The sequence below is a fragment of the Devosia sp. SL43 genome (genome assembly GCF_021729885.1).
Classification (GTDB): Bacteria; Pseudomonadota; Alphaproteobacteria; order Rhizobiales; family Devosiaceae; genus Devosia.
Genome location: NZ_CP063401.1, coordinates 160,851 through 174,158 on the forward strand (window position 1 = coordinate 160,851; position 13,308 = coordinate 174,158).

Annotated in this window: 7 protein-coding genes; 4 read left to right on the forward strand and 3 right to left on the reverse strand. The window is 58.3% G+C overall.

The genetic code is table 11. The features are described 5' to 3' along the window. Positions 1 to 190 precede the first annotated feature (190 nt). From IM737_RS00790 to IM737_RS00800, 3 genes are read left to right on the forward strand one after another with little or no spacing between them, the layout of a single operon-like run. Complete coding sequence (locus tag IM737_RS00790; protein ID WP_236897581.1) at positions 191 to 1,231, forward strand: glycosyltransferase family 2 protein; 1,041 nt, start codon at positions 191 to 193, stop codon at positions 1,229 to 1,231. Then, entirely contained in the window at positions 1,221 to 1,862 is a 642-nt protein-coding gene (locus IM737_RS00795; protein WP_236897582.1) for a class I SAM-dependent methyltransferase, read from the forward strand. The genes IM737_RS00790 and IM737_RS00795 overlap by 11 nt, the downstream gene beginning before the upstream one ends. A gap of 2 nt (positions 1,863 to 1,864) precedes the next feature. Continuing rightward, entirely contained in the window at positions 1,865 to 2,740 is an 876-nt protein-coding gene (locus tag IM737_RS00800) for a hypothetical protein (RefSeq protein WP_236897583.1), read from the forward strand. Between the two features lie 623 nt (positions 2,741 to 3,363). Here the strand turns inward: IM737_RS00800 and IM737_RS00805 are convergent. Both IM737_RS00805 and IM737_RS00810 read right to left on the reverse strand, forming a co-directional pair. Beyond that, the gene (locus IM737_RS00805; protein WP_236897584.1) at positions 3,364 to 3,672 is read right to left on the reverse strand and encodes a hypothetical protein; all 309 of its coding nucleotides are present in this window, start codon (positions 3,670 to 3,672) and stop codon (positions 3,364 to 3,366) included. A 380-nt stretch (positions 3,673 to 4,052) separates the two neighbouring features. Then, positions 4,053 to 4,859: a hypothetical protein gene (locus tag IM737_RS00810; RefSeq protein ID WP_236897585.1), complete on the reverse strand. Its 807-nt coding sequence runs from the start codon at positions 4,857 to 4,859 to the stop codon at positions 4,053 to 4,055. Positions 4,860 to 5,986: 1,127 nt separating this feature from the next. On the opposite strand from IM737_RS00810, the gene IM737_RS00815 reads away from it, so the two are divergent. Beyond that, positions 5,987 to 7,030, forward strand: a complete 1,044-nt coding sequence (locus tag IM737_RS00815; RefSeq protein ID WP_236897586.1) for an acyltransferase family protein — start codon at positions 5,987 to 5,989, stop codon at positions 7,028 to 7,030. Positions 7,031 to 7,869: 839 nt separating this feature from the next. Here IM737_RS00815 and IM737_RS00820 read toward each other — a convergent pair. Further along, entirely contained in the window at positions 7,870 to 13,287 is a 5,418-nt protein-coding gene (locus IM737_RS00820) for an IPT/TIG domain-containing protein (RefSeq protein WP_236897588.1), read from the reverse strand. Positions 13,288 to 13,308 lie beyond the last annotated feature (21 nt).

Sequence of the window (13,308 nt, forward strand, 5' to 3'; positions counted from 1 at the left end):
GAAGACGGCGTTTAGATTGAGCAGCAGCACGAAACGCCCGAGGTATTTACTGTACAAGAACAATATAAGTCCGTCATCAATGTAGCGACACCTTCAGCTAGCGACCTGACATTCAGTCTACCCGGCCACATAGGTCATAACAACCACTGGTGGCTCTTTCACCCCGACTTAAAAAGTTGGACGTCACCAAGTGGCACTTCGGATCGTGGCAGAACTGCCCACTCCAAGAGAGCTAAATCTATTGAAAAAGCTTGTGATTCAAATTCCCTGCTACAATGAAGCAGAAACCTTGGGCGTCGCCCTAACAGACCTTCCTCGAGAAGTCGAAGGGTTCGATATCGTAGAATGGCTTATTATCGACGACGGTAGTACAGACGATACGATACGCGTCGCACAAGAATACGGGGTGGACCACATTGTGCGCCACACTGGTAACCGTGGCCTAGCACATGCGTTCATGACCGGGCTAGACGCCTGTCTCCGCTGCGGTGCCGACGTTATCGTCAATACTGACGCGGACAACCAATACAATGCCGCAGACATTCCCGCACTAACTGCGCCAGTTGTCAGAGGCGAAGCGGAAATGGTGATTGGTACGCGTCCAATTTCAACTGTCGAGCATTTTTCTATCACGAAGAAGCTGTTGCAAAAGTTGGGTAGCTTTGTCGTCCGCGTTACGAGTGGCACGGACGTCGCGGATGCCCCAAGCGGCTTTCGCGCCATTAGTCGCAATGCCGCGCAGCATTTTGTCGTGTTCAACAACTATACCTATACGCTGGAGACGATTATCCAGGCAGGTCGAAAAAACCTGAAGATTGTCAACGTTCCCATTAGAGTGAATGCTGATCTGCGGCCATCGCGTCTGGTCAAAAGTATCGGCTCGTACATCACGCGCTCTATTTTCACGATTGTACGCATATTCGTAGTTTATCAGCCGGCTCGTTTTTTTGGCACGATTGCTGCCTTCCTGCTGCTTATTGGCGGATTGGCCGTGATGCGCTTCTTGTATTACTATTTTATAGGCGAAGGCCAGGGGAATATCCAATCGTTAATCCTGGCTGGTGCCTTGTTGGTGATGGGGTTTCAATCCCTGCTGGTCGCATTTCTTGCCGATGTCATCGCCGCAAATCGTCGGTTGTTGGAGGACATTCGTTATGCACAGCGAGCGAACTTAGTACCCAAGCCAGCGACGAATAAGCTGCCATTGGAAGGGCTCCAAAATGACGGTTAAGGTGGCTGGTGGAAAGGCCGAGGACGGGGTCGTCATTGGAAACACCTACGACAAGTATGGTACGTCCAACCCAATCGCTCGGCGTCTTGTTGAAGGGTTCGATGATGCGCTTAGCGGGCTAGTGCGTAAAATCGATCCTTCGTCAATTCATGAGGTTGGCTGCGGCGAGGGATATTGGACATTGCGGTGGATGAGCGCAAACATTGACGCGCGCGGAACCGATTTTTCGTCCGAGGTCATAGAAATGGCAAAGGCTAACGCACTAGCGGAGGGCGCCGACGCGGCAAGCTTCGAAGTCCGCAGCATTTACGAGATGCTTCCTGGTCGAGACAGTGCCCCGTTGATCGTGTGCTGCGAGGTCATGGAGCATCTGGAAGAGCCTGAACAGGCGCTTGAGGCGTTGCGCGGCATTGTTGACGCCGATCTCATAATCAGCGTGCCGCGCGAGCCAATTTGGCGTGTGTTGAACCTTGTTCGTGGAAAGTATATTTCTGACCTAGGTAACACGCCTGGCCATCTCAACCATTGGTCCAAGGCGGGCATAGTTGCTCTAGTTGAGCGCCATTTTGAAATTCTGGAAGTCTTGTCACCCTTTCCTTGGACTATGCTGCATTGCAGGCAAAAAGTTTAACGATGGCATCATTGCTGAGTCCCGGCGTCAAGAAGGGACTGAATTTAATTGGATCCCTTCTTGCGGTCTCGGGAATTGTTTTTGTTGGGCTGCTTCTATGGGATTATTCGGCACGAATAGATTTAGGCAGCATTTCCTTACACTCATACGCCGCCTTTATCGTATTGGCAGCTGTTTATGGCGCATCCAATGTGCTTCTCGCGCGGGGTTGGTGGTCTCTACTCGGGTTTCTCAACGTAACCGCATCGTGGACGTGGGCCCTACAGGCCTATGCAACCTCGCAACTCGCCAAATATGTACCCGGGAATATCTTCCAGTTTGCAGGGCGGCAAGTCATTGGGGTTGCTGCCGGAATTGATGGCAGGAGCCTAGTAAAATCCACCGGTCTAGAGCTTGCCATGCTTGTTTTAGGTGGCGTTATGTTTGCGCCCCTAGTTCTATCCCTTTTGATCGACTCGGAGGGTAGCTCATTCGCGAGTGTTGCGGCCTTTGCCGTGATACTAGTGCTCGTTATTTCAGTTATATTGCGTTTCTTCGGTTGGGGTTTAATCCGAGCGTCGATGTATTACTTGGGGTTCATTGGCATTTCTGGTGCAGTTTTCTTGTGGATCATACAAGCGGTCGGAGGTGTTGTTCCGCTTTGGGCTTACCCATCTATAGCCGGGGCTTATGTGATTGCCTGGTTGGCAGGACTTGTCACTCCCGGCGCGCCCGCCGGCCTTGGTGTTAGAGAAGCCGTTCTATTGTTCTTGTTGAGAGAAATCATTCAACCGGACCAAGTACTTCTAGCAGTCGTTGTCGGGCGGGTAGTCACGATATTTGGCGATGTTGGGTTCTATATTGTTGTCGCCTTGCGGACGGCAGCGCAGAAAATATAGATGAACTTCTTGGTTGCCTTGCCGGCAATCCCGTCAATGCCATCAATGAAATTGAAGAGGTTGAGCCACCAAAGGCCCACAAGCAACGATAATGAAGGGAGTCGGGCCTGCGAGTGCGAGACCGAGTGGTAGCGGGATGCTGGGCGGCGGGCCACTTGCCCAAAGCAGGGCCGACAAAACCACGTGCTGGATAGGAATGCGAAGGGCGGGCAACTCGCCACACTCATTCCGCTCTTAATCGCCTATGGAAAGGTGCGGAAATGAACCTTGATTGGCATCACCTTACGCGACCGCAGCGGGTCGCACTTCTCGCCTTGCGCCGATGTGGCCCCCGCGTTTGCGCCACCTGCATTGGCGCGGAGGGAAAGGGCAACCAGCGGGACATAGGTCAGCAGCACCAGCCACCAGCTCCAAACCGTCAGGTGCTGGGCCGCCCATGCAAGGGGGAGGGTCCAGAACAGTGTGAGTCCGCTATAGACCGGGGTTATGCGGCGGTGCCCCCATACCCTCGATAACTGCTGATAGGCATGCCGCCGATGGGCGTGCCAGGGACGTTCACCACGAAGCAAGCGACGCAGAAGCGTTACCGTCGCGTCGGTTACGAACACCGCCGGCAGGATCAGTCAGGTTTGGTAGGCCACTTGCCCTTCGGCTACTGTGCTGATCGCAACCCCAAAAATGAGCAGGGCGAGCACATTAGAACCTGCATCGCCCATGAAGATTTTGGCGGGTGGCCAGTTGCGCAGCAGGAAGCCACCGGTGGCAGCAGCGCCGGCCAGTGCGAGCCAGAAGGCCGAAAAGTCTGCGGCGGCGGGGTTGCCCAGCCACCAGATGGCGCTGCCACCCAACAGCAGCAGGATCGCCTGGCTGCCAGCGATGCCGTCAATGCCATCCATGAAATTGAAGAGGTTGAGCCCATGCTGGAGAATCAATATCGCCAGGCAACGCCTATGTTAAAACGCGGCTTGTACGGCAGCTGACCTTGCGTTTGAGGGCCCAAGTTCTCGCCGGTTTTAGGATTGTCCTTTAGTTGATCTTTGGCCCTGTAGGGTCTGTTTTCCGGAGCCGGTAGCGTCGCAACTCATTCGCGCGAAATTTCCAAGCGAGGAGTATGGTCGATGCGTGTTGTAATCCCTAGTGCGACGATCCGAGCCAGTGCCTCGATTGGCCACGGAAATCATCGTTGAAGATCTTCGGGTTGCGGGGAGAAAATAGTGCCAGTCAACCTGCCGATCTTGCCCTATTAAAGGAGAAAGTCACAAGTCCGGACAGTCAACTAGTGCGGCCTTCTCAAGCGCTAATGGTGCGCAGCCTAGCCGAGATTTTGAGGAGTTGAAGACAACCTAGCTGACACAAATGTCTCGTCTACGATTGCCTCCTCACGCTCCGGATCAAATGTGATTGTTCGATCTTCCTCTCTTCCCGACGCTGCCCTCCTAGAGTTTTGATTGATCGCCATAACGCCTGCTAACCTTTGCTTTGCGCGTTCATCGAGCTTGCTCCCAGTCAAGAAGGTGCTAAGCCGCTCAAGTACATGAATCGATCCCAAATCATGGAAACTTACTGAAAGGCAATCAATATTTCTCAATGCCGAAGTTTCTCGGTAGCGATTTTGCATACTCTCGATTTCGCGAGCATACCAGTAGCAGAGTTGATAGTCCGACCAATGCCCGTAGTTTTGAATGCCCTTATCTGCTGGCCCTAATAGTACGAGGCGGCCATTTTCGGTGCGTTCCGGAATTACGTTCATTTGGAACAAGCTCAACGCTACTTCTCGAGCTGGCCGGGATAGCAGAATTAGCTTGGGTTTGATACCAAGGTCGATAATGGGCTCAATTAGTCCTTTGCAGAAGAGGTGGGAAGTTTCCGCATAGAAGCTGTTTCGGGCAGCGGCCAGCATAGCTGGCAACTTCTCCGCGATCAGCCAAAGTGGAGCTGCAGTAGGCGCACTTAGCAAGGAGCGCATTACGTAATTTGCCCTTGGGGCAGGTTCGTGCTGTGCTGCCAATCCGAGACATTCGCAAAGGAGAACAGTAAGCAGCTTTGTTCCACTGCGTCCCGAAGTCACGGTTAGTGCTAAGGTTATCTGTTTTACCTCGTCAGCAATTGCAGCTGCCATACCTCGCCCCGGCTTGGCAATACGGGCGGTCCTGCATGGCCTAAAGGCCTGTTTCGACCGTTGTATTGACCTTGGTCATCCTTCTGAACGCTAACCCCACGTGTCCGACCGCGACCTAGCTCGCATCAATAGACGCACAAAGCGTGCCTGCAAGCAATTCCCAAGACATACCCATCACAGGAGAATTGATGCGGGGCACCGAGATCGGCATACGTCAATGCGCCACCATATGAGTGGAGGAGAGCCGGCGCCTGTGCGAAGCAGTGGCTGAACGGTCATCATTTCTGGCTGGGGCAAGCCTGGATCTTATACTCTGACCTAGGCGAAGTGTAGCTTGGCCGGAGATGAGAGCCCACTGTGCCCTAGCGCAATGCGTTGTGCGGACGCTGTGATGCTTTGGCCTAAGGGGGTAATGCAGTATCCGCCCTGCACAAGAGGCTCAACGAGGCCAAGACTAGTCAGCTGTTCACCCAATTGGAGCGGCAAGTCGCATGGCCCGAATTTCTGCAGAGCCAAAATAGCGGCTCGCTGTTGCCGCCGTAAGCAAGGCCAATGCACGTTCATCTTCGTCCTCCTCGACTGCATCAAGAAGGCCAGTAAATGCGGCAAGTTACGGGCAGAGCAGGTCACGGTGTCGAGAGACGGACCCCCACCAACGTTTGACACTGTTAGCACAGCTAACAATAATTCGCAGGTGCCGCTGATTGAGCCACCATCGAAATCGCTAAGACGTCCAATAGCGCCCGGAACGGCCACAAAGTTGAACTTTTGCCGAACCGCCGAGCCTCAGTTTGCCAGCCTGCTGCGATGGCGTGCGCATCACCACCAATTCCGGTTTGGGCGTACGATTCGGCCAAGCGGGTCTCTGACGGGCAGGCGGCCGCTTAACCGCGCGCCCACTGCACCGGCAGCAGCCCATTTTGGACAATCTAGGTATACGTAGCTGTGCAGACTCACAAAACCGGTCTTGCGGATGGCGCCGGAGAGGTCGGATTTCTCACAGGAAATGATTGGGCCCACAGACTTGCATAGGGCTGACAGATGAGCCAAACCCACGCCACGCGATCGTGAGCGGCCCGTTCAGGCCGCACCTTCAATAGATAAGTTCATGAACTTCGGCGAAAAATATGACTGAGAAGACCCATTTCTTCGCCGAAAGCGGGATTCTTCGTGTCTTGCAAGCCGGTCGAGCAATAGCCGCCTGTGCTGTAGTAATACATCACGCTGCAGCTACCGCACAGTTATGGACGACATCGGTCCCTGGCTGGATATCCGAGCTTAGCCAGCGGAGTGTTGGGTTCAATTTCTTCTTCGTGCTGAGTGGGTTCATAATATTATACTCACATGGAGCAGATAAAATTGGTGCAAAGCAAGCAGGTAGCTACTTCTTAAAAAGATTTACTAGAATATTTGCGCCGTACCTGCCTGTCGCAGTGACGATGATGCTAATTTATACGATATTCCCACAGATTTCCATGTCAAATAAGGATTGGGGTGTGGTTTCAACGCTCACATTAATTCCGACCGGACAAGTATCAGCTGTTGCGGTTGCCTGGACTTTGCAGCACGAGATAATATTCTACGTACTGTTCGGTCTGTTTTATTTCGTGCGACCATTCGCGCTGGTGGTGCTGGCATGGGGTGCCGCAATATTAGGCTTTTGGATCACCGGCATATGGTCAGCAATTGGCATTCCGCTTCTTACGGTCGCTTTGCATCCACTGAATTTGATGTTCATCGCAGGGATGCTTTCGGCCGTCATTGTCAAAAGAGTGAGCAGCCAATGGTGGCCTGTGCCGCTTTTAGTCGGGGTTGCAGGCTTGACGACGTTTGTCCTGGCTGGAAATTCTCTTGAGGCACAGGTGGGATTTGGTGTGGCCATGGCCCCTTTTACCACGGCTCTTATTATGCTGGAGCGCGGACGTAAAATCATAGTCCCGAATATTCTGGTTTCGTTAGGCGGAGCCTCATACTCAATATATCTAGTGCATCTTTCTATTGTCTCCGTTGTCGCTCGATTGCTTGGGGGTACCAACTCATGGTTGGCGATATTCATTTGCTCAATCGCCTTTAGTATTGTATTTGGCGTAATTTATCATCATCTGGTTGAAAAGCGTTTTGTAAGATTCTTTAATGACAGAAGACGTGCCGCAGCTGTTACTTCAGACTAATTGCGCGACGTGGCTATTGGCAGTTATCGGGGTTGCCTACCTGTCGGAGAAGAAGCCCACGGCGACAAAGTTGAACATTTGTAGGGCCGCGCAGGCCTCGGCTTGCTAGTCTGCGACGGCGTGCGCTTCACCAATTCTGGTTCGGGGATTGGGATCCGGGCCGGCGGCCGCTCGCTCAATGTCAGCAACCGCATTGAAGCCTGCCGAGGAAATTGGTCTGGCACACTCTAGGGGGCGCGGACGCGGCGCCGAGGTGCCTGACTCCGCTATACGCTCTCATGTCCAATAACGCCCGCACGGCCACAAATGCACGTTTGCCGAACCCGCCTCGAGGCTTCGGTTTGCTAACCTACGATGGCGCCAGCGTCTCATGGTTAGGCGTCGGGATTGGGCCAAAACGGCCTCTGAACCGGGCCGGCGGTCGCTCGATGGATTGTCACGGACGCAATCGAAGCGTGCCACCGATTTGTCCTGGCACACTCAGGAAATGCTTGCGCGCGGGGGAGGGGAGGTGATCTGACACCGTTGCTCATGCCCCATCGCAGGATTCTTGCAGCTTTGCCAAGAATCGCGGCCAGGTAAGGGGCTAGGCGCAGCTGTTGCGCGTCGCTCCGACCAGTGATCTTGGCGCCGAGCGCGCGCGGCGTCGACAGCTCATTTCTGAAATCGGACGGGGCGGTTATTCCGCCTGCCAGATCACGGAAGGCTTCTTCTGATGCCCCATGAAGCGGGCGACGATCGGGCCACTAGTTCGACTGGCTAAGCGCATCTGCGAAGCAAGGTCCTCAACGCGCTCCGATCTGTTGGCCCATCGAGGCGCGTCTGCGAAGACGGCCCCTCTAGAAGTTTGCCCGCGCCCGCCCGGTTGCCGAGATGGATCGCAAGGTGCCGTTGTCGATCCCAGCCTCGACGCCAAAGCCCAGGGTCCACTCGCCAAGACCCGTAACGTCGAATCCCGTCGACAGGGTACCGAAACGGCTGCTTGTGCCATTGGTCACGCCCAGCCCCAGTTCGACGCCCAGGAAGGGCGTGATGACCAGATTGCCGTCGACATCGATGCTGTAGCGCAACGTCGCGCCGACCGAGGCCCGCAACTGGTCCAGCGCAAAGCTGGCAATGTTGGCGGTATTGCCCAGGCCATCCGACACCGCATAGTTGCCTGCCTCCTCGTGCAGGTAGAACAGGTTGGCCGCCGGCTGCAGCATCAGGTTGTCGCTCAGCTGCCACTGGCCCGACAGGCTGGCCTTGGCCAGCAGCCTGTGGGTTTCGAACGTCCCGCTGAACAGGCCACTGGTGATGGTATTCCAGCTCTGGCCGTAATAGGCGCTGGCGTCGAGGAACACCCCCTCCACCAGCTCGGCCGAGACATACGGCCCCACCAGAACACCCGTGCCCGCCGTGCGGCTTGCCCCGGTGACGTCGTCCATCCAGTCGGCATGCAGGGCCACGCCGACCAGCAGGTCGTCAGTCAGCAGCATGTCGGCACCGACCGATGCCAGGGCCAGGCTGCCCCAATGGTCGCCGACACTGTCATTGCGGAAATGCAGCGTTGCCGTTCCATCGATCCAGAAGTTGAGACCGCCCTCGTCCACCGGCGCGCTCACCAGGCTCTCGGCCGCAGTCGATGCCGCAGTGGCCGCCAGCGTACTCGCGGCAAAGTTCATCGTCATCGAATTGCCCGACGGCGTCACCGATATCGTCCCGGGCAGCTGCGCGCTGCCCGCGGAGCGACGGTCCTGCAGTCCGGGCGTATCGACCGCCCCGGCAATCAGGCCGGACCGCGTGCTGATGAAGCCGTCGGAGATCGGCTGGATCGCCTGGGCGACGGCCCCGAGGTCGGCCGTCAGCGTATAGGCGACAGTGCCCTGGGCCGACGCGCCCTGCGTGCTCGTCAGCGCGTAGGTGATCTGTGCCGTTCCGGTATATTGCGGATTGGGCGTGAACCTGAGGTAGATGGCGTCGTAATCGCTATCGATCGCCGCCACGTCGGCGCCGGTTATCGACGCCGTGCCGGCCTGGGGTGGTGACACTCCCACGACCTCCCCGCCACTGAACGGACCGCCCGTCGCCCCCGCCGTCAGGTTGACCGGTACTGGCGTGCTGCCGGCCGGGACGGTGACGGCCTTGTTCTCCACCGTGACTTCGCGGACCAGGACCTTGAGCGTGTAGCTCACCGAGGCCGTATTGGCGTCGGCATCGGTCGCTGTGACTGTGAAGCTATAGTCGCCTTCCGCACCCACATCGACCGATCCGGTGATTTCACCGCTGGTCGCGCCAACCGCCAGCCCTGCGGGCAGCGTGCCCGTGGCGGCATAGGTCACCGCGCCGACCTGGCCGCTGGCGACGACAGTCTCGGTATAGTTCTCGCCCGCCATGGCATCAGGCAAGGCGCCAGCTGCCGGTGTCAGGGTGATGACGGCCGATGGCACGACCACCAGCGTATAGGCGGCACTGGCCGAGACGCCATTGGCGTCGGTTGCCGTGACAGTGAAGCCGAATGTGCCAGCTGCCGTCGGCGTGCCCGACAGGGTATCGCCCGTCAGTGTCAGGCCGGCTGGAAGCGTGCCAGCCGAAACGCCGAAAACATAAGGGGCCGTGCCGTCGGCAGCCGAGAAGACTTGCGTATGCGCGTCGCCGACCTTGCCATCCGGCAAGGCGCCGGTCGTTGGGGTGAGCGTCACCGAGCCGGGCGCCACGGCCAGGCTCAGCGACACCGTGGGCGCAGCGAGATAGGTGCTGTCACCCGCCTGGTTGACCTCGACGATACAGGCGCCTGCTGTCAGCAGGCTTAGCGCCCCGCTTGTCGTCACCGAGCAAACGGCAGGGGTCGTAGTGTTGTAGCTCACTGGCAAGCCGGAACTTGCCGTGGCGGTCAGCGTCGCATTGCCCCCAGCCAGAAGCAGGCCTGGATCGGGAAAGGTGATGGTTTGCGCTGTGTTGGCGGTCACGGTGTTGGAGGCGCCCGAGGCGCTGCCAGTGCCCACAGAATTTCTGGCGGTCACGGTGAAGCTATAGCTTTGGCCGATCGTCAGGCCGCCAAAGGCAATGGGGCTTGTTATCCCGGTCGCGGTTCCGCCGCCTGGTACTGCCGTAGCCGTATACTCGATAATGGGTGAGCCTCCGGTCGAAGCGGGCGTAAACGAGATCTCCGCCGTGGTTCCGCTGATGGTCGCGCCAACCATGACAGGCGCGTCCGGAACGACGGCGTTGACGGTGAAGCTCTGCGACACCGTCGCAGCAGCATTCCAAGCGGTGCCACCTGGCTCATCTGCGTCGATGGCGCATGTCCCCGCAGCGACAAAGGTCAACAACCCGGACGGGGTGATCGTGCAGACACCTGTACTGGTCGAGGTAAAGGTCGGCGTCGCGCCCGAGGTCGACATGGCGCTCAAGGTCGGGTTCGTGCCGAAATTCTGGTTGCCCGGATTGGCGAAGGTGATCGTTTGGTTGCCCTTGGGCATGACGCTGTTGGATGCCGCCGACGCAATGCTGTCACCTTCGTCGTTCGTTGCCGTCACGGTAAAGGTATACGCTTGCCCGTTGGTCAGGCCGGCGACCGTTATTGTTCCCGCGCCGGGGCCGGCAAGGGTGCCGGTTGCGCCATTGGGCGAAGCGGTGGCGGTATAGAGCGTGATAGGGCTGTTGCCGTCATGTGCGGGAGCCGTAAAGGTCACGGTGGCTTGTCCATCGCCCGCGACGGCGGTTGCAGCCATGGGCGCATCCGCGATGCTGAGATAGACAAAGTCATCCGCAGCGGTATCGGGGCTGGTGCCACCGATACTGGTCGCCTGCACGTTGACATGACCCACGCCCGCCGGCGCGATGGCTGTGATCTGCGTGTCGGTGTCTATCGCGAAGGCAGCCGGAGTGGCGCCAAAGCTCACCCCTGTCACGGCAGTCAGTTCCGTGCCGGTAATGACTACGGTTGAGCCACCAGCATTGGGCGCCGAAGCGAGGCTGAGGCCGGTAATCGTCGGCGCCGCCACGACGGTAAGCAGAGCCGGAATGACAACCGGGCTCGTGCCCCCAACGGTCGTCACGAGCATCGCATAGGCATTGCCGGCCAATGGTGGAGACGTTGCGGTGATGCTGGTATCGCCGTTGACCGTAAAGCTGCTGGCAGCCACCCCGAACCCGAATGTCACCGCACTGGCTCCACTCAGGTTGGTGCCGGTGATGGTGACCGTTGTACTGACGCCGGCCGGCACAACATTCGGACTTACGGAGGTGACAGCGGGCGCCGCCACTGCGGTGAATTGATCCGCCGCGCCGGTGGCGCTGGTGCCCCCGACTGTGGTGACCCTGACATCTACGGTTCCCGCGCTCAGCGCTGGCGCCGCTGCGGTGATCTGGCTGTCGCTATCGACTGTAAACCCGGTGGCTGGCGTGGCGCCAAATGTCACCGCCGTCGTCCCCGACAGGTCGTTGCCGGTGATGATGACGCTCGTGCCGCCCATCGTCGGACCGGCAGTCGGCGTGATCGACGTGACCGTCGGCGCCGCCACATAGGTGAACTGGGCAGCCGCATCGATAGCACTGGTGCCGCCCAAGGTTGTCACGCGGACATCCACTGTTCCGGCGCTTCCGGCAGGAGCCGTTGCGAACATGGCCGTGTCGGTGACGACCGAAAAATCGGTAGCCGCGATGCCACCGAACGTCACGGCCGTCGCGCCCAAGAGGTTGGTGCCATATATGCCAACGGACCTGCCCTCCGTCGGACCGGCGTCCGGGCCGACCAGAACAATGGTTGGTGCCGGCACGTAGGTAAACTGGCTAGCAGCGCTGGTCGCGCTCGTCCCACCCACTGTCGTTACGGTCACATCCACGGTGCCGACATCCGCTGGCGAGGTGGCCGTGATCTGGGTGTCGCTATCCACCGTGTAGGAGACGGCCGTCCCACCGAAGTAGACGGCCCAGGTCGCCGGCGCCCGCAGGAATCCAGTGCCGATAATCGTGACCGTTGTCCCTCCGCCCGTCGGCCCGCCAGATGGAGAAACCCCCGTCACTGTTGGCGCTGGTACATAGGTATATTGGTCGGCAGCGCTATACGCACTCGTGCCACCCACAGTCGTCACGGTCACGTCCACCGTGCCGGAACCCGCCGGCGATGTCGCCGCGATCTGGGTATTACTGGTGATTATATACGATGCGGTGGTGCCACCGAATTTGACGGCACCTACCCCGGGCGCCGCCGCGAAGCCCGTGCCGGTAATGATCACAATCATACCGCCCGTGGCCCGCCCGGCAGTCGCTGTCAGCGATGTAACCGTCGGCCGCGGCACATAAGTAAACTGGTCGGACGGGCCGGTCGCACTGGTGCCGCCAACGGTCGTCACCCGGACATCCACTGTTCCGGCACTTCCGGCGGGGGCAACTGCGGTAATGCTGGTGGGGCTGTTGATTGTGAAGGTGGAAGCCGGAGTGCCGCCGAACGTTACGGCCGTCGCAATCGAGAAGCCGGTGCCCACTATGGTGACAGTCGTGCCGCCCCCGGTGGGGCCTGCAGTCGTGCTAAGCGACGTGACGGTTGGCGCAGCCACATAGGTGAACTGGTCGGCCGCGCTGGTCGCACTGGTGCCGCCTGGTGTGGTCACAGTCACGTCCACCGTGCCAGTCCCCGCGGGGGACGTCGCCGTAATGCTGGTGGCGCTGTTGACGATGAAGGATGCCGCATTGGTCGCACCAAAGCGAACGGCTGTTGCGTTGAGGAGATCCGTTCCGGTGATCGTGACACTGGTTCCGCCGGCAGTCGGGCCGCTGGTGGGGCTGACACCCGTCACCACCGGCGTACCGGCGCAACTGATCAGAGCATGCGACTTGCCAGGATTACTTATGCTGCTCCACGCATAGAGGGTGATGTCCGGGTTGGCGCTGACGGTATATTGCCCGCTCAGGTTCAGTTCGGCGCCGCTGCCAGCGTATTGCTCCAGCACAACATCATAATTGCCGCTCCCTTGATTGATGTAGACGGCGAAGCCTGGGCCGCTATTCGGGTCATTTTGAGGGTCGTTTGTACTTCCGGTGGTCGTGACCGAATAGGTGATGACCTCACCAGGATACAACCCAGAATACTCAAGGAAATACTCGTCCCCCACCGGGGTCACGACACCGGCCCAATCAGAATTGATCAGCCCACATGCCGTACTGGCTGCCATTGCCGGCTGAACCATCGCAACGGCGAGGCCCGCGAAAAGAGCCAACCCCACGAGCGCGTTGACCAACTCCGCATGCGCACGCGTTACTGCAGCAAAAAACATGACCGACAATGCCCCACTCAC

Coding starts and splice junctions, on each gene's coding strand:
- IM737_RS00795 (WP_236897582.1), top strand. CDS start 1,221: ATGACGGTTAAGGTGGCTGGTGGAAAGGCCGAGGACGGGGTCGTCATT.
- IM737_RS00815 (WP_236897586.1), top strand. CDS start 5,987: ATGACTGAGAAGACCCATTTCTTCGCCGAAAGCGGGATTCTTCGTGTC.
- IM737_RS00820 (WP_236897588.1), bottom strand. CDS start 13,287: ATGTTTTTTGCTGCAGTAACGCGTGCGCATGCGGAGTTGGTCAACGCG.
- IM737_RS00810 (WP_236897585.1), bottom strand. CDS start 4,859: ATGGCAGCTGCAATTGCTGACGAGGTAAAACAGATAACCTTAGCACTA.
- IM737_RS00800 (WP_236897583.1), top strand. CDS start 1,865: ATGGCATCATTGCTGAGTCCCGGCGTCAAGAAGGGACTGAATTTAATT.